At 73.3% G+C, this 24,027-nt stretch carries 21 protein-coding genes and 1 pseudogene; 11 read left to right on the forward strand and 11 right to left on the reverse strand.

Features of this window, described 5'->3' with window-relative positions; all coding sequences use genetic code 11:
• Positions 1 to 104 precede the first annotated feature (104 nt).
• Entirely contained in the window at positions 105 to 797 is a 693-nt protein-coding gene (trhA, locus tag LX15_RS13230) for a PAQR family membrane homeostasis protein TrhA (protein ID WP_253669856.1), read from the forward strand.
• Here trhA and LX15_RS13235 read toward each other — a convergent pair.
• Entirely contained in the window at positions 788 to 2,797 is a 2,010-nt protein-coding gene (locus LX15_RS13235; RefSeq protein WP_253669857.1) for a thioredoxin domain-containing protein, read from the reverse strand. The genes trhA and LX15_RS13235 overlap by 10 nt on opposite strands.
• 56 nt (positions 2,798 to 2,853) lie before the next feature.
• Here LX15_RS13235 and LX15_RS13240 point away from each other — a divergent pair.
• Positions 2,854 to 4,137, forward strand: a pseudogene (locus LX15_RS13240) (AAA family ATPase); the annotation flags it as partial.
• Positions 4,138 to 4,708: 571 nt separating this feature from the next.
• Here LX15_RS13240 and LX15_RS13245 read toward each other — a convergent pair.
• Together LX15_RS13245 and mca are read right to left on the reverse strand one after the other, a co-directional pair.
• Positions 4,709 to 5,110 (reverse strand): hypothetical protein, encoded by a 402-nt coding sequence (locus LX15_RS13245; protein ID WP_253669858.1) that lies wholly within the window; start codon positions 5,108 to 5,110, stop codon positions 4,709 to 4,711.
• On the reverse strand, positions 5,107 to 5,991 hold the full coding sequence (mca, locus tag LX15_RS13250) for a mycothiol conjugate amidase Mca (protein ID WP_253669859.1): 885 nt from the start codon (positions 5,989 to 5,991) through the stop codon (positions 5,107 to 5,109). The genes LX15_RS13245 and mca overlap by 4 nt, the downstream gene beginning before the upstream one ends.
• Positions 5,992 to 6,142: 151 nt before the next feature.
• Between mca and LX15_RS13255 the strand changes: the two genes are divergently transcribed.
• Together LX15_RS13255 and greA are read left to right on the forward strand one after the other, a co-directional pair.
• Complete coding sequence (locus LX15_RS13255) at positions 6,143 to 6,595, forward strand: DUF4307 domain-containing protein (protein WP_253669860.1); 453 nt, start codon at positions 6,143 to 6,145, stop codon at positions 6,593 to 6,595.
• Positions 6,596 to 6,771: 176 nt separating this feature from the next.
• Positions 6,772 to 7,260 carry a transcription elongation factor GreA gene (gene greA / locus LX15_RS13260; protein ID WP_253669861.1) on the forward strand — a complete coding sequence of 163 codons (489 nt, stop codon included), beginning with the start codon at positions 6,772 to 6,774 and terminating at the stop codon, positions 7,258 to 7,260.
• A 155-nt stretch (positions 7,261 to 7,415) separates the two neighbouring features.
• Here greA and LX15_RS13265 read toward each other — a convergent pair whose 3' ends face one another.
• Positions 7,416 to 7,919: an Lrp/AsnC family transcriptional regulator gene (locus tag LX15_RS13265; RefSeq protein WP_253669862.1), complete on the reverse strand. Its 504-nt coding sequence runs from the start codon at positions 7,917 to 7,919 to the stop codon at positions 7,416 to 7,418.
• 173 nt (positions 7,920 to 8,092) lie between these two features.
• On the opposite strand from LX15_RS13265, the gene hppD reads away from it, so the two are divergent.
• A complete protein-coding gene (gene hppD, locus LX15_RS13270; protein WP_253669863.1) occupies positions 8,093 to 9,292 on the forward strand; it encodes a 4-hydroxyphenylpyruvate dioxygenase in 1,200 nt (399 codons plus the stop codon).
• 159 nt (positions 9,293 to 9,451) lie between these two features.
• On the opposite strand, the gene ilvA is transcribed toward hppD, so the two are convergent.
• A complete protein-coding gene (ilvA, locus tag LX15_RS13275; protein ID WP_253669864.1) occupies positions 9,452 to 10,660 on the reverse strand; it encodes a threonine ammonia-lyase in 1,209 nt (402 codons plus the stop codon).
• A 140-nt stretch (positions 10,661 to 10,800) separates the two neighbouring features.
• Between ilvA and LX15_RS13280 the strand changes: the two genes are divergently transcribed.
• Positions 10,801 to 11,070 (forward strand): hypothetical protein, encoded by a 270-nt coding sequence (locus LX15_RS13280; protein WP_253669865.1) that lies wholly within the window; start codon positions 10,801 to 10,803, stop codon positions 11,068 to 11,070.
• Between the two features lie 59 nt (positions 11,071 to 11,129).
• Here LX15_RS13280 and LX15_RS13285 read toward each other — a convergent pair whose 3' ends face one another.
• The 5 genes from LX15_RS13285 to LX15_RS13305 form a co-directional block, all read right to left on the reverse strand.
• Positions 11,130 to 12,269 carry a cystathionine gamma-synthase gene (locus LX15_RS13285; RefSeq protein WP_253669866.1) on the reverse strand — a complete coding sequence of 380 codons (1,140 nt, stop codon included), beginning with the start codon at positions 12,267 to 12,269 and terminating at the stop codon, positions 11,130 to 11,132.
• 445 nt (positions 12,270 to 12,714) lie between these two features.
• On the reverse strand, positions 12,715 to 13,332 hold the full coding sequence (locus tag LX15_RS13290) for a hypothetical protein (RefSeq protein ID WP_253669867.1): 618 nt from the start codon (positions 13,330 to 13,332) through the stop codon (positions 12,715 to 12,717).
• Between the two features lie 221 nt (positions 13,333 to 13,553).
• On the reverse strand, positions 13,554 to 14,759 hold the full coding sequence (locus LX15_RS13295; protein WP_253669868.1) for an RDD family protein: 1,206 nt from the start codon (positions 14,757 to 14,759) through the stop codon (positions 13,554 to 13,556).
• 191 nt (positions 14,760 to 14,950) lie between these two features.
• Positions 14,951 to 16,321 (reverse strand): cystathionine beta-synthase, encoded by a 1,371-nt coding sequence (locus LX15_RS13300; RefSeq protein WP_253669869.1) that lies wholly within the window; start codon positions 16,319 to 16,321, stop codon positions 14,951 to 14,953.
• Positions 16,322 to 16,587: 266 nt separating this feature from the next.
• A complete protein-coding gene (locus tag LX15_RS13305) occupies positions 16,588 to 16,899 on the reverse strand; it encodes a hypothetical protein (RefSeq protein ID WP_253669870.1) in 312 nt (103 codons plus the stop codon).
• Between the two features lie 247 nt (positions 16,900 to 17,146).
• On the opposite strand from LX15_RS13305, the gene LX15_RS13310 reads away from it, so the two are divergent.
• From LX15_RS13310 to LX15_RS13320, 3 genes are all read left to right on the forward strand, one after another.
• On the forward strand, positions 17,147 to 17,809 hold the full coding sequence (locus LX15_RS13310) for an NADPH-dependent FMN reductase (protein WP_253669871.1): 663 nt from the start codon (positions 17,147 to 17,149) through the stop codon (positions 17,807 to 17,809).
• A gap of 155 nt (positions 17,810 to 17,964) precedes the next feature.
• Complete coding sequence (locus LX15_RS13315; RefSeq protein ID WP_253669872.1) at positions 17,965 to 18,975, forward strand: SGNH/GDSL hydrolase family protein; 1,011 nt, start codon at positions 17,965 to 17,967, stop codon at positions 18,973 to 18,975.
• Between the two features lie 88 nt (positions 18,976 to 19,063).
• Complete coding sequence (locus tag LX15_RS13320) at positions 19,064 to 20,284, forward strand: acetyl-CoA C-acetyltransferase (protein ID WP_253669873.1); 1,221 nt, start codon at positions 19,064 to 19,066, stop codon at positions 20,282 to 20,284.
• A gap of 285 nt (positions 20,285 to 20,569) precedes the next feature.
• Here the strand turns inward: LX15_RS13320 and LX15_RS13325 are convergent, their stop codons facing one another.
• Positions 20,570 to 21,343, reverse strand: coding sequence for a Bax inhibitor-1/YccA family protein (locus tag LX15_RS13325; RefSeq protein WP_253669874.1), 774 nt, complete (start codon positions 21,341 to 21,343; stop codon positions 20,570 to 20,572).
• 408 nt (positions 21,344 to 21,751) lie between these two features.
• On the opposite strand from LX15_RS13325, the gene LX15_RS13330 reads away from it, so the two are divergent.
• Together LX15_RS13330 and LX15_RS13335 are read left to right on the forward strand one after the other, a co-directional pair.
• Complete coding sequence (locus LX15_RS13330) at positions 21,752 to 23,191, forward strand: SpaA isopeptide-forming pilin-related protein (RefSeq protein ID WP_253669875.1); 1,440 nt, start codon at positions 21,752 to 21,754, stop codon at positions 23,189 to 23,191.
• A gap of 10 nt (positions 23,192 to 23,201) precedes the next feature.
• Positions 23,202 to 23,984 carry a class F sortase gene (locus tag LX15_RS13335; protein ID WP_504977911.1) on the forward strand — a complete coding sequence of 261 codons (783 nt, stop codon included), beginning with the start codon at positions 23,202 to 23,204 and terminating at the stop codon, positions 23,982 to 23,984.
• Positions 23,985 to 24,027: the final 43 nt, after the last annotated feature.

A 24,027-nucleotide genomic window follows, 5' to 3' on the forward strand; every position in this document is an offset into this window, starting at 1 on the left:
CGACGCGTTTGCCCTGGTCCGGGTGTTTCGCCTGCCCCGCAACGGGTGTCCTGTCGTACATCGCTCTTGCCCGCGGCAACCTACGTGCCCGTAACCTCGTCCTCGTGACCGCTCCCGTGACACACGCCGTACCCCAGGGACGCGCGCCGATCCCGTCCCTCAAGCCACGGGCCAGAGGCTGGATCCACTTCTGGTCGTTCGTCGTCTCGGGCGCCACGGGCGCGACGCTGGTCGCGTTGGCGGCGTCCACGGTGTCGGGCAAGGCGGCCGCCGGCACCGCCGTGTACGCCGTGACCGTGTCGGCCCTGTTCGGCGTGAGCGCGCTGTACCACCGCAAGAACTGGGCGAGCACGGTGGCGCGGACGTGGATGAAGCGCCTCGACCACTCGATGATCTTCCTGTTCATCGCCGGCACGTACACGCCGTTCGCGTTGCTGGCCATGCCACCCGGCACGGGCGCGATCGTGCTGGCCGTCGTCTGGGGCGGCGCCCTCGGCGGCGTCGTGCTCAAGCTGGCGTGGCCGCACGCCCCCCGGTGGCTGGGCGTGCCGATCTACATCGCCCTGGGCTGGGTCGCCGTGTTCGTGCTGCCCGACCTGCTGCACCACGCCGGGCTCACGGCGTTGGTGCTGCTGCTGGTGGGCGGGGTGCTCTACACGGTCGGCGCGGTCTTCTACGCCACCGCGTGGCCGAACCCGTGGCCCCGGGTCTTCGGCTACCACGAGTTCTTCCACGCGGCCACGGTCGTCGCCGCCGTGTGTCACTACATCGCGATCTGGTTCGCGCTCTACCCCTGACCAGCCAGCTCCGCGCGCAGCGCGTCGACGTCGGTCACCGGGCGTCGGCACACGTACCCCCGGCACACGTAGGCGGCTGGTGCACCGTCGACGAGCGGCCGGCCGGCCAGCAGGGGCGCGGAGTCCGGTTGGCCGGCCACCAGCACGGCCCCGCCCGGAAGCGCGCGCCTGGCCGCGGCCGTCAACGCCGACGCGGCCGGGCCCTCGCCGACGACGGCCACCTGGAGCGGGCCGTGCTGGGCCGCCTCGGCGGCGGTGAGCCAGTGCCCAGCGAAGCGGGGAGCCTGTGCCGCGAGCAGGCCGGCCCGGGTGAGGGCGCGCTCCGCCGCGTCGCGGTACCGCACGGAACGCTCGCCGCCCGTCAGGGCTGACGCGGTGAGCAGCGCCGAGGTGACGGCGGCGGCCCCGGAGGGGCTGGCGTTGTCCGTCGGGTCCGAGGGGCGGCGCACCAACGCCTCGGCGTCGTGGGCGGTGTCGTGGAAGGCGCCGGCGGCCTCGGCGTGGGCGAACCGCTCCAGAGCCGCGTCGAGGATCTGTCCCGCGAGGTCCAGCCACCGGACGTCGGCGGTGGCCTGGTGCAGGTGGAGCAGCCCGTCGGCGAGACAGCCGTAGTCCTCCAGCACTCCGTCCGCCGCGCCGAGCACGCCGGCGCGGGAGCTGCGGCGCAGGCGGCCGTCCACGAGGTGCAGCCGGGTGACCAGCTCGGCGGCGGCCACGGCCGCGTCGACCCAGTCCGCGTGGTCGAGGGCGGCGCCCGCCTCCGCCAACGCCGTGATCGCCAGGCCGTTCCACGCGGTGACCACCTTGTCGTCCCTCGGCGGCTGGGGACGACGGGAACGCGCGTCGAGCAGTCCGGCCCGCACCCGCGCCCACCGCTCGGCGTCGTCGGGGTCGCGCGGTCGGCGCAGCGTGGACGTGCCGTGCTCGAACGTCCCTTCGGGGGTCACGCCGAACAGCTCGGCCGCCCAGGCCCCGTCCTCGGCGCCCAGCGCCTCGACGAGCTGCTCCGGCGTCCACACGTAGGTCAGCCCCTCGACGCCCTCGGTGTCGGCGTCCAGGGACGCGGCGAACGCGCCCTCGGGGGTGCGCAGGTCGCGCAGCAGGAACGCCGCCGTCTCCTCGGCCACCTCCCTGGTCAGCGCCGACCCCGTGACGCGCGCGTGGTGCGCGTAGACCCGCAGGAGCAGGGCGTTGTCGTAGAGCATCTTCTCGAAGTGCGGCACCACCCAGGCGGCGTCGACGCTGTACCGGGCGAAGCCGCCCGCGAGCTGGTCGTACAGGCCGCCCCTCGCCATGCGCTCGCAGGTCGCGTCCACCATGGCCAGCGCGGCGGGCGAGCCGGTGCGCTCGTGGTGCCGCAGCAGGAACTCCAGGACCATCGAGGGCGGGAACTTCGGCGCCCCGCCGAAACCGCCGTCGCGCCGGTCGAAGTCGTCCGACAGGCGCTCCACCGCCCCCGAGAGCGCCTTCTCGTCCACAGTGGACTCCGGGAGCGGGCGGGCGCGGGCGCTGAGCTGGCGCACGACCCGCTTCGCGGCCATCCGCACCTCCGTGCCCCGCTGGAGCCACGCCTCATGGACCGCGTCCAGGAGCTGCCGGAAGGACGGGACGCCGTGCCGCGGCGCGGGCGGGTAGTAGGTCCCGCAGTGGAACGGCTCGCCGTCGGGGGTGAGGAAGCACGTCATGGGCCACCCGCCCTGGCCGGTCATGGCCTGGGTGGCCTCCATGTAGACCGCGTCCACGTCCGGCCGCTCCTCGCGGTCCACCTTGACGTTGACGAAGTTGTCGTTCATGAACCGCGCCAGCTCGGGGTCCTCGAACGACTCGTGCGCCATCACGTGGCACCAGTGGCAGGCCGCGTACCCGATCGACAGCAGCACCGGGACGCCCCGCCGCCGCGCCTCGGCGAAGGCCTCCTCCCCCCAGGGCCACCAGTCGACCGGGTTGTCGGCGTGCTGGAGGAGGTAGGGGCTGGTGGAGTCGGCAAGCCGGTTCGCCATGCGTCCAGCCTGGCAGGCCGCCGCGCCGGACGCAGCCGTCGGGCACGATGGTCCGCGTGGAACTGCGCATCCCCGACCGGTCGCTGGTCGTCCTCGTCGGCACGGCCGGGTCGGGGAAGTCGACGTTCGCCCGGCGCGCCTTCTCCCCCACCCAGGTGCTCTCCAGCGACGCCTTCCGGGCGATGGTGGCCGACGACCCGGCCGACCAGGACGCCACGAGCGACGCCTTCGACCTGCTGCACGAGGTGGCCCGCAGGCGGCTCGCCGCGGGGCGGTTGACCGTCGTCGACGCCACCAACGTCGAGCGCGAGGCCCGCGCGGCCCTCGTCCGGCTCGCCAAGGAGCACGACGTGCGCGCGGTCGCGATCGTGCTGGCGTGGCCGGAACAGGTCTGCCTGGAACGGGTCGCCGCCCGGACAGACCGGGTCGTCGACGCGGACGTGGTGCGCGGGCAGGCCGCGCTGCTGCGCGGTTCGGTGGGCGGCCTGGCCGGCGAGGGGTTCCGCGTCGTGCACGTGCTGCGGACCCCGGAGGAGGTCGACGCCGCCGACGTCGTGGTGGAGCCGTTGCGCAACGACCTGCGGGGCGTGAGCGGGCCGTTCGACGTGATCGGCGACGTGCACGGCTGCCGCGCGGAGCTGGAGGAGCTGCTGCGCAGGCTGGGCTGGGTGCTCCACCGCGACGAACAGGGTCGCGCCACCGGCGCGCACCACCCGGCGGGGCGCACCGCCGTGTTCCTCGGCGACCTGGTCGACCGCGGACCCGACACCCCGGGTGTGCTGCGCCTCGCGATGGGCATGGTGGAGGCCGGCACGGCGCTGGCGGTGCGGGGCAACCACGAGGACAAGCTCGTCCGCGCCCTGGACGGCCGCAACGTCAAGGTCGCGCACGGGCTCGCCGAGTCGTTGGCGCAGCTCTCGGCGGAACCGGCGGAGTTCCGGCAGCGGGTGCGGGAGTTCTGCGCGGGGCTCGTCCCGCACTACCTGTTGGACGGTGGCCGTCTGGTGGTCGCGCACGCCGGACTGCCCGAGCGCCTGCACGGCAAGGAGTCGGGACGCGTCCGGAGCTTCGCGCTCTACGGCGACACGACGGGCGAGGTCGACGAGTTCGGCCTTCCCGTGCGGCTGCCGTGGGCGCAGGACTACGGCGGCCGCGCGACGGTGCTCTACGGGCACACTCCCGTGCCGGAGGCGGTGTGGGTGAACAACACGATGTGCCTGGACACGGGCTGCGTGTTCGGGGGCGCGCTCACGGCGCTGCGCTACCCGGAGCGGGATGTCGTGTGGGTGCTCGCGCAGCGGGTGTGGTCTGAGCCGTCCCGGCCTCTGAGCCGCGCGCGCTGACCACGCCTCCAAGCTGACCGCGCCGCCAAGCGGACGGAACCGCCGCGACCCCCACCTCACCGGAGCCCCTGCTCCCCCACCACGGACAGCCCCCACCCGCCCTGGGGGGCGAGCCCTGCTCCAGCCTATCGCCCCGTCACCCAGCGCGAAAGGTCATCACGCTGCGCTGTGGAGGAATTCGGGTGACTGTGGACAACTCCGCCGGCAGTGAGCAGCCCGGCCGGAGTGTTCCATCAACTGCCCAGGTCAGAGGGGCCAGGCATCGCGCCGGGCGAACCAGCGGCGCCAAGTCCGGCGGTCACGAGCATCGCGATCGTGCCGAGGGATGTCACACGCTCGCGCGAATCGCACGAAGGTGCCCAGCCGGGACGTCACGTCGACCGGAACTGGTCACAGCCTCCAGCGCACGCGACCACGAGCGGAGGCAGCATCGCCGGCGTCACCGGGCACGTCGTGTCGACGCGCCAGCACGTCTTCGCCCCCGCGCGTCGAAGGGGCAGCCACCGCCACCCTGTCGTCCCGGCCCGCGCCAGGCTGGGCCGGGACGACAGCGGTCAGGTCCGGTCGGTCAGGCCTTGGCGGTGTGCCCGGTGTTGTTCTTCCTGCCCTTGGCCGAGGCGTCCCCCGCAGGGGAGGCCTCCGACGTCTTCGACAGCTCGGACGCCTCGGACGCCTCGGACGTCTCGGACGCCGAGGACGTCTCGGTCGCGTCGTCGCCCGTCCCGCCGTCCGCGGGCTTGTCGAAGCTCGCCGGCAGCCGGCGCAGGTGCTTGGTCATCGAGCGGACCAGGAACACCACGGCGACGAAGAACAGGATCAGCAGGAGGAGACCGACCGGCGAGGACTTGCCGAAGTCCTCACCGCGGCCCCCGGGGTCGTTCGGCTTCGGCGCCGGCGTCGGCTGCGCCACCACCGCCACCGTCTCCGCGAAGCCGTCGTGCCCGGGCAACGGGCCCGACCAGGCCGTCATGAGCAATGCACCTTCTCCCGCACTCCGGCGAACAGGTCGTCCTCCGGCAACGTCGTGTCCACCAGCGACCGCACCAGCTCGTACTCCTCGGTGGGCCACACCTCGCGCTCGACCTCGCGCGGGACCGCGAACCACCGGCTGTTGGGGTCGATCTGCGTGGCGTGCGCCTTCAGCGCCTCGTCCCGCTGGTCGAAGTACTCCGCGCACTCCACCCGGGTGGTCACGCGCTCCATCACGTCGGCGCGGTCGGGGTCCCACCGTCCCAGCCACTCACCGTACGGGGACTCGATGCCCCGCGCCTCCAGCGCCTCGTGGAACGTGGTGAGCTTCGCGCGGGAGAACCCGTGCGAGTAGTACAGCTTGAGCGGCTGCCACGGCTCCCCGACGCCGGGGAACCGGTCGGGGTCGCCGGCCGCGTCGAAGGCGGCGACCGACACCTCGTGACACCGGATGTGGTCCGGGTGCGGGTAGCCGCCGTTCTCGTCGTACGTGATCACGACGTGCGGCCGGAACTCCCGCATCAGCCGCACCAGGGCCTCAGTGGACTCCTCCAGCGGGACCAGGGCGAAACAGTCCTCGGGCAGCGGCGGCAGCGGGTCGCCCTCAGGCAGGCCCGAGTCGACGAAACCCAGCCACCGGTGCTGGACGCCGAGGATCTCGGCGGCGCGCGCCATCTCCTCGCGCCGGACGGCGGCCAGGTCGGCCAGCACCTCGGGGCGGTCCATCGCGGGGTTGAGGATGCTCCCCCGCTCCCCACCGGTGCAGGTCACGACCATCACGTCGTGGCCCTCGGCCACGTAGCGGGCCGTGGTGGCCGCCCCCTTGCTGGACTCGTCGTCCGGGTGGGCGTGCACCGTCATCAGACGCAGCTTCTCGGCCATCGGCGACCGGTGTCCCTCCTCCCCGTCCACGGCACCCCTGCTGACAGGCTCGTGCGCGGGACGGGAGATACTCGACAGGTACTCGACTCGGGCGTCGCCGCCCATTGTCCCCGTCGCCACGACAGTTCCCGTTGGGAGGTCCGGACCGCCAGTGGCCGAGACCGACAGCTCCAGAGCCACCGACCTCGCCGAGCGCTACGGCCGCGCCGGCCGCCGGAAGGCGCCGCGCTGGGCCTACCCGGTGCTGACGGTGGTCGTGGTGCTGGTCGGGCTGGCGCTGTCCGTCGTCCTCTACCAGAACCTGGGATCCGCTCCGATCGAGGGAAAGCAGGTCGCGTTCAAGGTCGTCGACGACGGGACGGTCGAGATCGACCTCGAGGTCGCCCGGGACCACCCGGACCGGGCGGCGATGTGCATCGTGCGCGCCCGGTCCCGGGACGGGGACGAGGCCGGCCGACGCGAGGTCCTGGTGCCGGTCGGCGGCGACCGGGTGGTGGTGAACACCGTGCTCAGGACGTCCAAGCGCCCCACGACGGGGGAGGTGTTCGGCTGCTCGTACCAGGTTCCTGCATACTTGTCGAGCGAGCCGCGGCCAAGCGGGTGAAACGCGGCCGCCGAGCGGGCCGTTGACGTCTTTCACGCCGACGGCTCGTTGCCAACGTGTTACCCTCGATGCCAGCACGGCCCCAAGGCGGGCCGTGTTTTTCCGTTCCGGGCGGCACCGTGCCCGGAGCGTGCCGACCCGCGCCGCGGGACCGGAGCAGACGAGGAGTGGTGACCGTGAGCGAGACCCAGGTGACCTGGCTGACCCAGGAGGCTTACGACCGGCTCAAGAACGAGCTGGACGAGCTCATCGCCAATCGCCCGGTGATCGCTGCGGAGATCAACGAACGCCGCGAGGAGGGTGACCTCCGGGAGAACGGCGGCTACCACGCAGCGCGCGAGGAGCAGGGCCGGCAGGAGGCCAGGATCCGCCAGCTCCAGGAGCTGCTGCGGACCGCCAAGGTCGGCGAGGCCCCCACGGAGTCCGGCGTCGCCCACCCCGGCAGCGTCGTGACCATCCGTTACGAGGACGAGGACGAGACCGAGACGTTCCTGCTCGCCGCGCGCGAGGAGGGCTCGCACGGCGACCTCGAGGTCTACTCCCCCCACTCGCCGCTGGGCTCGGCGCTGGTCGGCGCCAAGGAGGGCGAGACCCGTCAGTACGAGCTGCCCAACGGCAACACCATGAAGGTGACGCTGCTGAAGGCCGAGCCGTACCGCGGCTGAGCCGCGATCCAGCGCTGTCCGGGGCCCGCCGTCGACACCGACGGCGGGCCCCGGGCTTTTCCCCCGTCCGCGTCCGCACGTGACCCGGAAGATGCTCACGCTCCGTGGTGAGTCAGGGCGCGAGGGGACAACGCCCCTCCCCGGCCCCGCCGGGGTCAGCGTTCCGCCGGCTCCCCGAGGGAGCGCTCGAGAAGTGGGCGCACCCGGGGCGGGACCGGCGTCGACAACGCGATGGACGTGGAGGTCCTGGTGACCCCCTCGACGTCCACCACCTCGTCGATCACCCGTTGCAGGTCCGCGTTCGAGCGGGCCACCATCCGGACGAGCAGGTCGCCCTGCCCGGTGGTCGCGTGCACCTCGCAGACCTCGTCGATCGCGGCGAGCCGCTCCGCGACCTGCTGACGGCGGCCCTGGGCGATCTCCAGGATCGCGAACGCGGTGAGTCCGTAGCCCACGGCGGCGAGGTCGAGCTGGGGCGGGAAGCCGCGCAGCGCCCCCCGACGCACCAGGCGGTCCAGCCGGGCCTGGACGGTGCCCCTGGCCACCCCGAGGCGTCGGGAGCACTCCAGCACGCCGAGCCGCGGCTCGTCGGTGAGCAACAGCAGCAACCGGGCGTCCAGCTCGTCGAGCACCCCGCCCTCGCCACCCGTGGGAGCCACGTCACACCTCCTGGTCAGTCTGTCCGTTCTGCCGGCCGCTCCCGGACCTCCACTGGGCAGACTGCCCAGAAAATCTGCCGGCTCTTGCTCAGCTTGCCTGACCGTCCCATGCTGCCGCCAGAGACCTCGCCGGCCGGCACGACCGGTCAGGCGACTGCTGCGGGAGGCACAGCATGACCGAGATGATCAACCGCGACAGCGGCATCGACGACGTGAGTTTCGACCAGCTCAAGCAGCTCGTCGGCCTGGTGGACTACGACCCGTCCCGCGACCCGTTCCCGGTCCGCGCGATGGACGCCGTGGTGTTCGTGGTCGGCAACGCCACCCAGACCGCGCTGTTCTACCAGTTCGCCTTCGGGATGGAGCAGGTCGGTTACTCCGGGCCCGAGACCGGCAACCGGGACCACAAGGCGTTCGTGCTCAAGTCCGGCTCGGCCCGCTTCGTGATCAAGGGCGCGGTGGACCCGAAGAGCCCGCTGCTCGACCACCACCGCGCGCACGGCGACGGCGTGGTCGACCTCGCGCTGGAGGTCGCCGACGTCGACAAGTGCATCGAGCACGCCCGCTCCCAGGGCGCGACCGTGCTGGAGGAGCCGCACGACGTCTCCGACGAGCACGGCACGGTGCGCGTGGCCGCGATCGCCGCCTACGGCCAGACGCGGCACACGCTCGTGGACCGGTCCCGCTACCAGGGCGTCTACCTGCCCGGTTACGTCGCCAAGAAGGGCTCCTACGTCCGGCCGGAGGGCGCGCCGAAGCGCCTGTTCCAGGCGGTGGACCACTGCGTCGGCAACGTCGAGCTGGGCCAGATGGACTACTGGGTCCAGTTCTACAACCGGGTCATGGGCTTCGTGAACATGGCGGAGTTCGTCGGCGACGACATCGCGACCGAGTACTCGGCCCTGATGAGCAAGGTGGTCGCCAACGGCAACCACCGGGTGAAGTTCCCGCTCAACGAGCCGGCGGTCTCCAAGCGGAAGTCGCAGATCGACGAGTACCTGGAGTTCTACGGCGGCCCCGGCTGCCAGCACATCGCGCTGGCCACCAACGACATCCTCATGACGGTGGACCAGATGCGCGCGGCGGGCGTGGAGTTCCTCGACACCCCGGACTCCTACTACGACGACCCCGAGCTGCGGGCCCGCATCGGTGAGGTCAGGGCGCCCATCGAGGAGCTGAAGAAGCGCGGCATCCTGGTCGACCGGGACGAGGACGGCTACCTGCTCCAGATCTTCACCAAGCCGATCGGCGACCGGCCGACCGTGTTCTACGAGCTGATCGAGCGGCACGGCTCGCTGGGCTTCGGCAAGGGCAACTTCAAGGCCCTGTTCGAGGCCATCGAGCGCGAGCAGGAGCGTCGGGGCAACCTCTGACGCGACGCGCCCTCCCGGCGCGGCGCGCCGACCGACCGCGACGCCCCCGGCGCACCGACCGACCGCGACGCCCCCGGCAGGCCGCCGGGGGCGTCGCCCGTCTTCCCGCTCGGAGCCCTCCGCCACGCCGCGTGGCGGAGGCGCGGGCCAGCACGGCGCTCAGGGCTCCTCCACCACCGTGTGCCCGGCCTCGCGCAGCGCCGCCACGACCTCGTGCCGGTGGTCGGGCCCCCTCGTCTCCAGGTTCAGCGCCACCTCCACCTCGTCCACCGCCAGCAGCCCGGAGATCCGCGAGTGCTCGACGTCGAGCACGTTGCCGCCGAGCCGTCCCACCAACGCCAACAGCCCGGCCAGCGCGCCCGGCCTGTCCGGGATGCGCAGGCGCAGGGCGAGGTAGCGCCCCGCGGCGGTCATGCCGTGCTGGATCACGTGGAGCAGGAGCAACGGGTCGATGTTGCCGCCGGACAGCACGGCGACGACCGGCGGTGGGAAACGCCCCGGGTACCGCGCCACGGCGGCGACGGCCGCGGCCCCCGCCGGTTCGACGAGGAGTTTCGTCCGCTCCAGGCAGAGGAGCAGCGCCCGGGACAGCGCCTCCTCGTCCACCGTCACGATCTCGTCCACCAGCGCCGAGACGTGCGCGTAGGTGACCTCCCCCGGTTCCCTGACGGCGATGCCGTCAGCCATGGTCCGCGTTCCGGGGAGCCGGACAGGGCGCCCCTCGGCCAGGGAGGGCGGCCACGCGGCGGCCCGCTCCGCCTGGACGCCGACCACCCGCACCTCGGGCCGCAGCGGCTTGACGGCGGCGGCGATGCCGCTGACCAGCCCGCCCCCACCGGTCGGCACGAGGATGCTGCCCACCTCGGGGAGCTGGTCGAGCACCTCCAGCCCGACCGTCCCCTGCCCGGCGATGACGTCCGGGTGGTCGAAGGGGTGGATCAGCTCGGCGCCCGTGTCGGCCGCGAACCGGCGGGCGACCGCGAGCGCGTCCTCCAGGCCCTCGCCGTGCAGCCGCACGTCGGCGCCGTAGCCGCGGGTCGCGGCGATCTTGGGCAGCGGGGCGGCCTCCGGCATGAACACCGTCGCCCGGACGTTCAGCAGGGACGCGGCGAGCGCGACGCCCTGCGCGTGGTTCCCGGCGCTCGCCGCCACCACGCCGCGGGTTCGCTGGACCCGGCTCAGGCCGTGCAGGCGGACGTAGGCGCCGCGCACCTTGAACGAGCCGGCCCGTTGCAGGTTCTCGCACTTCAGGTGGACGGGTCCGTGGTCGCGCGCCAGCGCCCGGGAGGGTTCGAGCGGGGTCTGTCGGGCCACGCCGGCCAGCAGCAGGCGCGCGGCGCGGATCCGGTCGACGCTGACCAGCTCCATGGCGGACATGGTCGGACAGGGCGGAAGATCCAGTCCCGGCGACGCGCCGACGGCCGGCCCGGTACGCTCGGACGCGCGTCGCCGCTGGCGCACGCCCAGTCACTCCACGACGTCGAGCCACCGCTGCTGGGAGGTGTGACATGACGCGCCTGGGTCGGGGCACCGGAACCGCCCCGCTGGTCGCGTCCCTGGCCGCGGCCGTGGCGTTGGCCGGCGCGGCGGTGTTCACGGTGGCCAGGGCCGGATGCGCGGACCCCGGTCGGTACGTGTCGCGGGACGGGGTCGTCGAGCTCGTCGGGGGCTGCGTCGAGCAGGGCGACCTGCGCGAGGTGCCGCGCCTGGAGTACTCCAGGGTCGGGCCGAGGCAGGGCGAGACCATCCCCAACTCGTCGAACTTCTACGACCAGTAGCACGTCGGGGCGGTGGGGCCGCGCGGGCGCCGCGCGACCCCACCGTCGTCGGCGTCCGGTCAGCCCAGGGCCTGCACGAGGTCGGCGACCAGGTCGGAGCCGTCCTCGATGCCGACCGACACGCGCACGAGGTCGTTGGGGACCTCCAGCAGGGAGCCGGCGGTGCTGGCGTGCGTCATGCGCCCCGGGTGCTCGATGAGCGACTCCACGCCGCCGAGGGACTCGGCGAGGGTGAACAGCCGGGTCCGGGCGCACACGTCCATCGCCGCCTGCTCGCCGCCGGCGACGGTGAACGACACCATGCCGCCGAACCGCCGCATCTGCTTGGCGGCCACCTCGTGCCCGGGGTGGGTGGGCAGACCCGGGTAGTAGACCTGCTCGACCCTGGGGTGGTTCAGCAACGCCTCCACGATCCGCTCGGCGTTGTCGGAGTGCTTCTCCATCCGCAGCGCGAGCGTCTTGATCCCCCGCAGCGTCAGCCACGCGTCGAACGGGCCGGGCACGCCGCCCGCGCCGTTCTGGAGGAACGCGACCTGCTGCGCGAGTTCGTCGTCGTTCGTGACCATCGCGCCTCCGACCACGTCGGAGTGGCCGCCCAGGTACTTCGTGGTGGAGTGCAGCACGACGTCCGCGCCCAGCTCCAGCGGGGTCTGGAGGTACGGCGAGGCGAAGGTGTTGTCGACGGCGAGCTTCGCGCCGGCGCCGTGCGCCACCTCGGCCAGCGCGGCGATGTCCGCGATGTTGAGCAGCGGGTTGGTCGGCGTCTCGCACCAGATCAGCTTGGTGTTGGGGCGCAGCGCGGCCCGCACCGAGTCCACGTCGGACAGCGGGACCGGCGTGTGCTCGACGCCCCAGTGCCGCAGCACCTTGTCCACCAGGCGGAACGTGCCGCCGTAGGCGTCGTTCGGGATGACGATGTGGTCGCCGGGCCGGACGACGGCCCGCAGCACCGCGTCGCTCGCGGCCATCCCGGAGGAGAAGGCGCGGGCGTGGCGGCCGCCCTCCAGGGAGGCCAGGCACTGTTCCAGCGCGGTCCGCGTGGGGTTGCCGGTGCGCGAGTACTCGTAACCGCCCCGCAACCCGCCCACGCCGTCCTGCGCGTAGGTCGAGGTGGCGTAGATGGGGACGATCACCGAACCCGTGCCGGGCTCGGGGTCCTGGCCGACGTGGATGGCCCTGGTGGCGAAACCGTCACTCATGGACGCAGCCTAGCCACCGTTCCCGCCGGGGGAACCGTCGTCGCGCGCGCCGCGCGGGGCCGACCGCGTCTCACCTCGCTGAGCCGGGGCGTTGTCCGTCCAGCGGGATCAGCGGTCTGTCGTGTCCCTTGCGGACGGGGACGAGGAGGCTCTGGTGACGTGTGGCACCCCCATCGCGCCCATCGCGCCGGTGCCCCGTGATCGCGGCGCGGTCTCCTCGGATCGGCGTCACGCGCGCCGACCCCTGGCATGCGCGCGCCTACAGGCCTGTAGTTGGGGGACCCCCCACTTCAAACGTCTCATGGGGGGCTGACAGAAACCGCTGGTCCGAGGTCCCCCGGAGGAAGGAGAAGCGGGCCGAACCCCACGAACGAGTGGTGTTGGCCCGCCTCGCGCCGACCGGAGACGAACGCCTCTCCCGGACGACCGTGAACCGACACGCCCGTCAGCCGGACCACCCCTGTGGCGGCGGCCCGTAGCCGGGTGCCGGCGGCTGCTGCGGAAACGCGCCCGGCTGACCGTACGCTCCCGGTGGAGCCATACCGGGCTGCGGACCGTAGCCCTGGGGCATGCCAGGACCGGCCGGCGGCCCGGCGGGGACGAACGCGGGAGCCCCCGACACCTGAGCGTTCCGGTAGGCCAGGTACCGCAGGGTCTGTGGGAGAAGAGCGAGAACCACCACCGCGATCGCGAGCACGACGTTGGCCAGCAACTGGAACGTCGCGTTGCTGGCCAAGGGTGGCAGGCCGAACGTCGACACGCTGACCAGCACGGTGACCAGTCCCATCGACGCGCCGACGAAGACCAGGACATGCCCGACGCGCTTGCCCAGCATGAGGAGCACCCCTCCGAGCCCGAGGCACGGCAACCGGACGAACGCCATCAGGGTGAGCACGAACGTCACGGGATCCGTCTTCATGGTGAAGACGAAGAGCAGAACCCCGTTCAGCGCCATCTCCACGATGGTGCCGCCCACCAGGGCCGCGGCGAAGAGGGCGGCGACGGCCGCGAGGGTTGTGGTGACGTTGGTGGGCGGCTTGACCGTGGGCGGGGGTGGCGCCACGGGTCCGGGATGACCGTACTGGGCCGGGTGACCGGGCTGATGCTGTCCGGGCGAGCCGGGGTTCCACATGGGAGCGGACGTTACCGCCCGCTCCGTCGGCGAGAGAGCGGATCCGTGGTGAAACCACCACCACGGCCGGAAACACCGAGGCCCCCGGGCGCGCACCCGGGGGCCTCGGCCGAGAACGGGCTCGGCGAGAGAGGACTCGGCGGAGACCGGTCTCAGTTGACCTTGACGACCACACTGCCGACGATCTTGTCGGCGAAGGTCTGCTTCTTCTCGTCGAACAGCGGCCACAGGAACCCGATGGCCAGCGGCGAGTCCGCGGCGTGGCAGATCTGCCTGAGGAACGCGGTGCCCGCGCCCACCGGCTGGCCGGTCTGCTCGTTGACCAGCCGGGTGCCGGCGACCTTCCTGCCCAGCGACTGCCCGGTGGTGCCCTGCTGGAACACGCTGTTCCACAGGACGAAACCAAGCATGCCGACGTAGCCGACCAGCGGCAGGAAGACGCCGACGCCGCCGATCAGGGTCCCCAGCAGCGCCAACACGCCCACGAGGGCGGCGGGGACCACGAAGTCGATCAACGCGGAGACGGCGCGCGCCCCCCAGTCGGCGAGCTGGCCGGCCGGCGCGCCGTACGGCTGCCCGTAGGCCCCGTAGGGCTGCTGCCCGTACCCGGGCTGCTGCCCCCACTGCTGCGGCTGGCCGTAGCCCGGCTGCTGCCCGTACCCGGGCTGGCCCTGCTGCGGAGCGCCCGGCCACTGCCCCGGCTGGGCGGCGCCCGGAGCCCCGGCGAACGGCTGGCCCGCCTGCGGCATGCCCGGAGCGCCCGGCCACTGGCCCTGCTGCTGCGGGACGCCCGGCATCCCCGGCTGGCCGTACCCGGGCTGCTGGCCCCACTGCTGCGGCTGACCGTAACCGGGCTGCATCCCCGGCTGGGGGAAGCCAGCCCCGGTCGCGGCCTGCTGCCCGAACTGGCTCGGGTTGACGACCTGGGTGGCGCCGGAGTCGGTCCCGGACGCCGACGCGCCCTGCGCGAGCGCCGCGACCTGCCCCGGGGTCACGACCTGCGTCGCGCCCGCGTCGTCGGAGGAGGCCGAGGCCGCGGGGGCGGACGCGCTCGCCGGCGAGGGCGCGACCTTGCCGGGCGGGACCACCTGCGTGGCGCCCGCGTCCGACGCGGCGGACTGGGCGGCCAGCGCGGCGGACTGCGTCGGCGAGACCACCTGGGTCACCCCCGGCTCGCCGCCGGCGGGGGCCTGAGGCTGCTGGCCGGGAGCGACCACCTGGGTGGCGTCCGGGGTCTGCTGCTGGCCCACCGGGGGCTGCGCCCCGCCGCCCGGGTTCACCGTCGGGTCCTGGGGCACCGGGGCGCCGAACGGCGCGCCGGGTGCCACGCCACCGTGCGGCGGCTGTGGAGCGGTCATCGGGTCTGCAACTCCCTTGGCCGTGCCGGTCACGAACGGGGCATCACGGTAGCGGATGCTCCGTTCGGCCCCTGTGAGAACGGCGGGGGTCCACCCGATCGACCGGAAAGCACCCGACGGGGTGAGGCGGCGCGCCGGCCGAACCCGGCGCCGCCGACCAGCCAGGTCGGGGCGGCGCCGGGAGGCCCTGATCAGCGCCCGGCGAGGAAGCCCAGCACGTCCTGCCGGGTCACGACACCGGTGGGCTTGCCGTCCACCAGCACCAGGACGGCGTCGGCCGCGGAGAGCGCGGTCAGCGCGGCGTTGATCGACTCGCCGGCGCCCACCGCGGGCAGCGGCGAGGACATGTGCAGCTCCAGCCGGTCGGAAAGCTGCGCCTTGCCGGCGAACAACGCGTCCAGCAGGTCCCGCTCGTTCACCGCGCCCGCGACCTCGGCCGCCATCACCGGCGGCTCGGCCTTGACGACCGGCATCTGCGAGACGCCGAACTCCCGCATGATCGCGATCGCGTCGCCGACCGTCTCGTTCGGGTGCGCGTGCACCAGCTCCGGCATGTCGCCGGCCTTGCGCCGCAGCACGTCGCCCACGGAGGCGCCGGAGTGGTCGGGCGCGAGGAAGCCGTAGGAGGCCATCCACTGGTCGTTGAAGACCTTGGACATGTAGCCGCGCCCGCCGTCGGGCAGCAGCACGACGACCACGTCGTCCGGCCCGCACCGCTCGGCCACCCGCAGGGCGGCGACGGCGGCCATGCCGCAGGAGCCGCCGACCAGCAGCCCCTCCTCCCGCGCGAGCCGGCGGGTCATCTCGAACGAGTCCTTGTCCGAGACGGCGACGATCTCGTCGCAGATGTCGCGGTCGTAGGTGGTGGGCCAGAAGTCCTCGCCCACCCCCTCGACGAGGTAGGGCCGGCCGGAGCCGCCGGAGTACACCGAGCCCTCCGGGTCCGCGCCGATGATCCGCACCCGCCCGCCGCTGACCTCCCTGAGGTAGCGGCCGGTGCCGGAGATCGTGCCGCCGGTGCCGATGCCGGCCACGAAGTGCGTGATGCGCCCCTCGGTCTGCCGCCACAGCTCGGGGCCGGTGGAGTGGTAGTGGCTGGCCGGGTTCTCCGGGTTGGCGTACTGGTTGGGCTTCCACGCGCCCGGGATCTCGCGCACCAGCCGGTCGGAGACGTTGTAGTAGGAGTCGGGGTGCTCGGGCGCGACAGCGGTCGGGCACACCACGACCTCGGCGCCGTACGCCTTCAGCACGTTGCGCTTGTCCTCGCTGACCTTGTCCGGGCAGACGAAGACGCACTTGTACCCCTTGCGCTGGGCGACCAGCGCCAGGCCGACACCGGTGTTGCCCGACGTCGGCTCGACGATCGTGCCGCCGGGCCGCAGCTCGCCGGAGGCCTCGGCCGCCTCGACCATGCGCAGCGCGATCCGGTCCTTGACGCTGCCGCCCGGGTTGAGGTACTCGACCTTGGCCAGCACCAGCGGAGCCAACCCGTCGGCCACCGACCCCAGCTTCACCAGGGGGGTGTTCCCGACCAGGTCGACGACGTGCTCGACGTACTCCACCAGTGCTGCCCTCCCAGTCGTTGAGACGCTCCAGTGAGCCTATGTCCTCCCCCCGCCGGCGTACAGGACCCGCGCGGACGGCGGAGGACGACCAGGCGGGGACGACAGCGGGACGACCGAACGGGAGAGACACAGCCCACAACCGGCCTCCCGGCGGCGCGGCTCACCCGCGCCCACTCCGCCCGCCCCACTCCGCCCGCCCCGCTCCGGCGACCACGGACGTGGGAGCGCCCCGGACCGGAGTCCAGGGCGCTCCGACCGCCGGTTCAACACGGTTGCTGCTGGAAGCCGTCCGACCCCATCCCGAACACCTTGCACGGGTGGGCCGCGGCGAACGACGAGTCCTTGCCGAACATGCCGAGGCCGGCCTGCTCCGCCATGGTGGGGTAGTCCAGGACCGCCCGGATGCCCTTGGCCGACAGGCTCGCGTGGTCGGTGGTGATGCCCTTCGGCCCGAAGGCGGCGTCCCCCACCCCGAACCTGTTGGACGGCTGCTCCGCACCGGCGGTGCCCGCCGCGGCGATGGCGAGCGCGGCGCCCGCGGACATGACGACCGCGAGGTTCCTGATCTGTCGCAACTCCACTCCCGAATGTCTCTGGGATTCTCGGTCCAGTTGTCTGGAACCCGTGCGGGATCAAAGACCCGGCGCCCACCCCGGTCGAGCCGACCCACCGCGACATCACCTGGACGTATGGACGGCGCCACCCGGGCGGGCAGCGCCACCGGCCGACGATCGCGTCCCGCAGGGCCGTCCCGCGCCGACGGGCGGCCCTCCCCCCGCTTGCCTAGCCTGTCCCCACGCCCGCCCGCGCGAGGAGGTCGGCATGGCAGTCGGCGTGCCAACGGACAACCGCCGTCGGATCCGGTTCCTGGTGTTCGCCGCCTCGCTGCGCGCCGGCTCGCTCAACCACCGGCTGGCCACGCTCGCCGCGACCGTGATCGAGGCGCTGGGCGGCCGGGTGGACTTCGCCGCCATGCGGGACTTCGACTGCCCCTCCTACGACCAGGACGTGCAGGACCTCGACGGCTTCCCGGAGGGCGCCCAGGAGTTCCGCCGCCGGCTGGAGGCCAACGACGCCTTCGTCATCAGCTCCCCCGAGTACAACTTCTCCGTGCCGGGCGGGCTGAAGAACGCGATCGACTGGGTCTCCCGCTTCCGGCCCCAGCCGCTGAACGAGCGGCACGGACTCCTCATGTCCGCCTCCCCGTCCATGGCGGGCGGCAACCGGGGGCTGTGGGCGCTGCGCGTCCCGCTGGAGCACCTCGGCGCCCGCGTGTACCCGGAGATGTTCAGCCTGGCCCAGGCGCACCAGGCGTTCACCGAGAACGGCTGGTTCGCCGAGACCCGCCTCCAGGTCTGGTTCGAGCGGATGATCGTCGGGTTCATGGACCTGGTCGAGGCGGCCAAGCACTACCCGTGCGCCAAGACGGCCTGGATCGAGTTCCTCGGGGAGCGGCCGGACCCGGTCACCGAGCGGGTCGAGTGAGCCCGACGCGGCGTGGGGTCGTGTCGGAAGAAGGTGTCCGCCATGTGCGTTAATTTCCCGCGTCGTCGGCGTCGTTCCCGACGACTCTCGTAGCTGACGGTCCCGACGGCGCTCGTGTCCGGTGGGCGCGGCCATGTGACGGGGAGGGGGACGCGGTGATCGGGGTTCGGGTTCTGCGCGCGGTGGCCCTCGCCACGGGCGCGATCGGTGGTTTGTCGGGAGCGGCGTACGGGCTGCTCACGGAGCAGTCCCGCAGGGCGCGGCGGGTCATCGGGGTGCCCGAGGCGCCCCCGCTGCGCGCCGACGGCGTCTACCTGCCCGACGGGTCGGGGCCGCTCACGGCCGACGACCCCGCCGTGGGCGGGCGGCCCCTGACCTTCGCGGTGCTCGGCGACTCCTCCGCCGCGGGGGTCGGCGTGGACGCCCCCGAGGAGCTGCCGGGCGTGCTGCTGACCCTCGGTCTCGCCGCGGAGGCCGAACGGCCGGTGCGCCTGGTCACGCACGCCGTCAGCGGCGCCACCACCAGGGAGCTGCCGGGCCAGGTGGACGCCGCGCTCGTCGAGCCGCCCGACCTGGCCCTGGTCATCATCGGCGCGAACGACGTGACGACGAAGCTGTCGGTGCGGACCTCGGCCGAGCTGTTGGGCGAGCAGGTGGGCCGGCTGCGGGCCGCCGGGGTCGAGGTCGTGGTGGGCACCTGCCCCGACCTGGGGGCCATCCGGCCGATCCCGCAGCCCCTGCGCTCGGTCGCCCGCACCTGGAGCCTGGCCCTGGCCAGGGCGCAGCGCCGGACGGTGGAGGCGGCGGGCGGGCACCCGGTCCCGCTGGCCGACCTGCTGTCCCCCGAGTTCCTGACCAGGCCGGCCGAGCTGTTCAGCACCGACCAGTTCCACCCCTCCGCCGCCGGGTACGCGGCGGCTCGCGAGGTCCTGCTGCCCACGCTCTGCGTGGCGGCCTCGCTGTGGACGGGGCCGGTGCCCGTGGCGCCGACCCGGTCGGCGGCGGCCGAGGCCCGGCGGCCGACCGCGCGGATCGTCTCCCGGCTCAACCGGGCGCTGCGCAGGGCCGAGGCCGCACGCTTCTCAGACGGCGCACCGGGTGCGAAGGGCGCGGTCGGCGCGGTTGGCACGGTTGGCACGGTCGGCACGGTCGGCGTCGACGGCTGAACGGCCCTCGCCGAGTGGCCTTCGTCGCACTGGCGGCGACGGCGCGCGACACTACCCTCACGGCAAACCCGGACAAAGGAGTTCCGTAATGCCTGAGGCAGTGATCGTCGCCGCGGCACGTTCGCCCATCGGGCGCGCCGGCAAGGGCTCGCTGGTCGACATGCGCCCGGACGACCTGACCGCGCAGGTGGTCCGCGCCGCGCTGGACAAGGTCCCCCAGCTCGACCCGACCGAGATCGACGACCTGATGCTGGGCTGCGGCCTGCCCGGCGGCGAGCAGGGCTTCAACATGGGCCGGGTCGTCTCGGTGCTGCTCGGCTACGACCACCTCCCCGGCTGCACGGTCACCCGGTACTGCGCGTCGAGCCTCCAGACCACGCGCATGGCCTTCCACGCGATCAAGGCCGGTGAGGGCGACGTGTTCGTCAGCGCGGGCGTGGAGACCGTCTCGCGCTACTCCAGGGGCAACTCCGACACCTGGCCGGACACGCACAACCCGGTGTTCGCCGAGGCTGAGAAGCGCACGGCCCTGGTCGCCGAGGAGGGCGCCGAGGAGTGGCGGGACCCGCGCGCCGACGGCGGGGTGCCCGACATCTACGTCGCCATGGGCCAGACCGCGGAGAACCTGGCGCTGCTCAAGGGCGTCAGCCGCCAGGAGATGGACGAGTTCGGCGTGCGGTCGCAGAACCTCGCCGAGAAGGCCATCGCCAACGGGTTCTGGGCCAGGGAGATCGCCCCGGTGACGCTGCCGGACGGCAGGGTGGTCAGCGCCGACGACGGCCCCAGGGCCGGCACCACCTACGAGAAGGTGGCCGGGCTCAAGCCGGTGTTCCGGCCCGACGGGCGGGTCACCGCCGGCAACTGTTGCCCGCTCAACGACGGCGCGGCAGCCCTGGTGATCATGAGTGACGAGCGGGCGCGGGCGTTGGGCATCACCCCGCTGGCGCGGATCGTGTCCACCGGCGTCTCCGCGCTCTCGCCGGAGATCATGGGCCTCGGCCCGGTCGAGGCCTCGCGCAGGGCGCTGGCCAACGCCGGGATGACCATCGACGACATCGACCTGGTGGAGATCAACGAGGCGTTCGCCGCCCAGGTGATCCCCTCGTACAAGGACCTGGGCATCCCGCTGGAGAAGCTCAACGTCAACGGCGGCGCCATCGCCGTCGGCCACCCGTTCGGCATGACCGGCGCCCGGATCACGACCACCCTGATCAACTCGCTCCAGTTCCACGACAAGCGGTTCGGCCTGGAGACGATGTGCGTGGGCGGCGGCCAGGGCATGGCCATGGTCATCGAGCGGCTGAGCTGACCGGAGCCCGCCGGCGCGTCCACCAGATCCACGACGCTGACGCCCGTCCGTCCCCGTCCGCCGGGGTGGGCGGGCGTCGGCGCGTGACAGGAGCGGTCGTTGGGCCGCCGGCGCGCCCGGCTCGGCATCGGCCCGGCTCGGCACCCGCCCGGCTCGGCATCGGCCCGGCACCCGTCCGGCTCGTCACCCGTCCGGCCGGGACCGCCATGAGTCCGGCAGAGATCCGCCAGAAAGGGCGAGGGCCCCGGCGTGCGCCGGGGCCCTCGTGATCTCTCGCCGGACCGCTCAGTCCTCGCGGAAGTACTGGAGCAGCCGCAGGATCTCCAGGTACAGCCAGACCAGCGTGGTCATCAGGCCGAAGGCGATGTACCAGGCGTACCTGGCCGGCGTGCCCGAGCGGATCGCCTGGTCGGCGGCGTCGAAGTCGAGCAGGAAGCTGAACGCCGCGATGCCGATGCACAGCAGGCTGAAGCCGATCGCCAGCGGCGACCCGTCCCGCAGCCCCAGGCCGCCGGTGTGGAAGAAGCTCACCAGCAGGTTGGCCAGCATCAGCACGGCGACGCCGATGGTCGCGCCCACGATCCACCTGGTCAGGCGCGGGGTGACCCGGATGGCCCCGGTCTTGTAGACCAGCAGCATGCCGCCGAACACGCCGGCGGTGCCAACGATCGCCTGGAAGCCGATGCCCGGGTAGAGCTTGTCGAGCACCCCGGTCAGCGCGCCGAGGAACACGCCCTCGGCGACCGAGTAGCCGAGCACCAGGCCGGGGTTGGCGCTCTGCTTGAAGATGATGATCAGGGAGAGCACCAGGCCGACGACCATGGCGGGCAGGGCCAGGACGTACATGCCGGTCACCGCGGTCAGGACGCCGGCGGCCAGCGCCGACCCCGCGGTGATCGCGGTCTTGGTGACCACGTCGTCGATGGTCATCGGTCGCTCGGCGGTCGTGGGTGCGCCGGCGGCCGGGTAGCCGTAGGGACCGCCCGGGTAGTTGTCGAAGGTCGCGTACCCGCCGCCCGTCGGCAGGTTGCGGAACGCAGGGTTGCTGGTCGTGCGCACCTGAAGTCCTCCTGGAGCGTGGTCACGCCGTCAAGGGTTCAACGGCGGCTGCCGCCGGCCGGTTCCCCGGACGGTAAAGGCGACTTTACTCGGGGGGTGGCCGAACCGAGGTGAGCTTTCTCGGGATATGTCGGTCACGACACTCACGGTGATGAGCCATCCCCACCGCCCGGACCCGAACCTGCGCCGTCCCGGTGATCCTGGCCACCCGTTCCGGGCGGTTCCTCGCGCATCGTGGTGTCACCCGTCCTCCCACTGGCGGCTTGTGACTCACCGTGATCAAGGGAAAGCCTTGGGGACCGCGCGGTCGGTCGTCGTCGGGGGACGCCGGCAGGACCGTCCCCCTCGGGCGGCACACCACCGGCCCGGCCGCACACCGCACGGACTCGATCGGGAAGCGGGGAACACATGCAGGGGCTGCGAAAGCTGCTCACCTGGCTGGCCGGGTCCACGCTGCTCGCCGCGGCGGCCACCGTCGCGGTGCCCGGCAGCGCGACAGCCGCCGGCGAGCGGCTCGGACACAACGTGAAGGCGCAGCCGTACAAGGGCCAGCGCCACGACACCGACTGGCTCGGCTCGTACACCTGGCGTGGCCAGCAGGTGTGGTGCGTGCAGTTCGCGTTGAACGAACCCAGCGACGACGTCGACTTCCAGCCGGGAGGACCGCTCACCACCAAGTGGGGCGAGCCGCTCTCGGCCGAGGTCGCGGCCAAGGTGTCCTACCTGTTGCTGCGCTACCAGAACACCACGTCGGCCGACGAGGCCGCCGCGTTGGCCCACCTGTTGCACTCCTGGACCGCCGGCACCACCGACCAGGGCCGGCTCGACCCCAACAACGGCTACGAGACCATCGGGTACAACGTCCAGTACCACCTCGACGAGCTGGCGAAGACCAAGCCGAAGGCCAAGGAGGCCGTGGCCAGGCTGGAGGCCGACGCCGAGGCGCACCGCGGCCCGTGGAAGCTCACCCTCACCCCGCCGAAGCAGGCGCAGACCGTGGGCAAGGCGGACAAGTGGACCGTGCAGGTCGTCTCGGCGACCGGCAAGCCGGTCGGCGGGGTGCCGGTGCAGCTCACCGTGACCGGGGGCACCCTCGGCGGCGACGCGGCCGGCGGCACGGCCAAGACACCGGCCAACGGCGCCCCGCTCGCCGTCGACCTGACGCCGACCGGGCTCAACCCGAAGCTGGCCGCCTCGGTGCGCGCCCCCAGCGCGCAGCCGGTGCTGCTCAAGCCGAACAAGCCCGGCGTCCAGCAGGTGATCACCACCGGTGGGGAGACCCCGCTGTCGCAGGAGGGCACCGTCACCGCCCGCAACGCCCCCGGCGAGGTCAAGGTGTCCAAGGTCGACGCGTCCACCGGCGCGGCCATCTCGGGCGTGGCGCTGCGCGTGACCGCCGCCGACAAGACCAGCCCGGCGCTCAGGCAGGACGACGGCAAGCTCACCGGCTCCGACGGCAAGCCGCTGGTCGTCAGGACCGGCAAGGACGGCACCGCGGCCGTGCCCGACCTCAAGACCCCGCAGGAGGTCTGCCTGGTCGAGGTCGAGGCCGCGCCCGGGTACGACAAGGGCTTCGACGCCAAGAACCCGCCGACCGCCTGCGGCACGCTCACCCCGGGGAGCACGCTGGCGTTGACGCTGGTCAACAAGCCCAACCCCGCGCCGAAGCCGGTGGTCCCCATCACCATCCCCGCCGGGTCGGAGCAGGCCGCCGGCGTCGCGCCGACGCGGACCGTGCTCACCCCGGCCGGGGTGTTCGGCCTGGGCGCGCTCACGCTGCTCGGCGCCGGACTGGGCGGGGCGCTCTGCTGGCGCCGGCTCGCCGTCCGACGGGCCGGCAGGCGGTGACCAGGAGGCGCTGACCATGCCGGGGCGCGGACGACAGTCGGGCCCACGCGGAGCGCACCGCGGCCCGGCCGGGTGGGGGCAGGTCTCCCGCCCGGCCGGGCTCGCGCTGCTCACGGCGGCGGTCCTGGCGACCGCGGTCCTGTCCGAACCCACCCTCCCGGTGGCGGGCACGCCCTCCGCGGCGGAGCCACGGCCCACCGGACCCGCGCACAGCCTCACCGACGACGGCGCCCGCGACCAGCACTGGGGCGTCCCCGGCGGCGGCGTGCCCGCCCAGGACCCGGTCGCGGCCGGCGAGCAGGCGGCGGCGCGGCCCGACCCGCCGGCGCCGCCGCCCCGCCCCGCGGCCGGCCAACGACCGGGCACGGTGCGCCTGCCCGCCGGCGGCACGGCGCGCCTGGTGCGGAAGGAGGTCGGCGGGGACGGCGTTCTCCCGGTGCCCGACGGCGTCGGCGACGCCACGTGGTGGGGCGCCGGCCTCGACGCGGCGGCCGGGGCGACCGTCCTGGCCGGCCACGTCAACTGGCGGGGAGCCGTGGGGCCGTTCGCCGAGCTCTGGCGGGTCCAGCGGGGCCAGGAGGTCTCGGTGGCCGACGCGGCGGGCACGACCTGGCGCTACCGCGTGACCGAGGTGCACACGATCGACAAGGACGACCTGCCGGGGCGGGCGGCCGCGTTGTTCGGCCAGGAGGGCGAGCACCGGCTGGTCCTGGTCACCTGCGGCGGCCGGTGGGTCGGCGGCGACCTCGGCTACGACGAGAACCGGGTCGTGGTGGCCCAGCCCGCGTCCTGACCTCGGCGGGTGACTCCGGCGCGATGACACCGCGCAAGCGGTC

Source organism: Streptoalloteichus tenebrarius, from assembly GCF_024171885.1.
GTDB lineage: Bacteria > Actinomycetota > Actinomycetes > Mycobacteriales > Pseudonocardiaceae > Streptoalloteichus > Streptoalloteichus tenebrarius.

Bases quoted from the DNA above. Each gene is read 5' to 3' on its own strand.
- LX15_RS13235 (WP_253669857.1), bottom strand. From the start codon at position 2,797: ATGGCGAACCGGCTTGCCGACTCCACCAGCCCCTACCTCCTCCAGCAC.
- LX15_RS13245 (WP_253669858.1), bottom strand. From the start codon at position 5,110: ATGACGGCCTGGTCGGGCCCGTTGCCCGGGCACGACGGCTTCGCGGAG.
- mca (WP_253669859.1), bottom strand. From the start codon at position 5,991: ATGGCCGAGAAGCTGCGTCTGATGACGGTGCACGCCCACCCGGACGAC.
- hppD (WP_253669863.1), top strand. From the start codon at position 8,093: ATGACCGAGATGATCAACCGCGACAGCGGCATCGACGACGTGAGTTTC.
- ilvA (WP_253669864.1), bottom strand. From the start codon at position 10,660: ATGGAGCTGGTCAGCGTCGACCGGATCCGCGCCGCGCGCCTGCTGCTG.
- LX15_RS13280 (WP_253669865.1), top strand. From the start codon at position 10,801: ATGACGCGCCTGGGTCGGGGCACCGGAACCGCCCCGCTGGTCGCGTCC.
- LX15_RS13285 (WP_253669866.1), bottom strand. From the start codon at position 12,269: ATGAGTGACGGTTTCGCCACCAGGGCCATCCACGTCGGCCAGGACCCC.
- LX15_RS13295 (WP_253669868.1), bottom strand. From the start codon at position 14,759: ATGACCGCTCCACAGCCGCCGCACGGTGGCGTGGCACCCGGCGCGCCG.
- LX15_RS13310 (WP_253669871.1), top strand. From the start codon at position 17,147: ATGGCAGTCGGCGTGCCAACGGACAACCGCCGTCGGATCCGGTTCCTG.
- LX15_RS13320 (WP_253669873.1), top strand. From the start codon at position 19,064: ATGCCTGAGGCAGTGATCGTCGCCGCGGCACGTTCGCCCATCGGGCGC.
- LX15_RS13330 (WP_253669875.1), top strand. From the start codon at position 21,752: ATGCAGGGGCTGCGAAAGCTGCTCACCTGGCTGGCCGGGTCCACGCTG.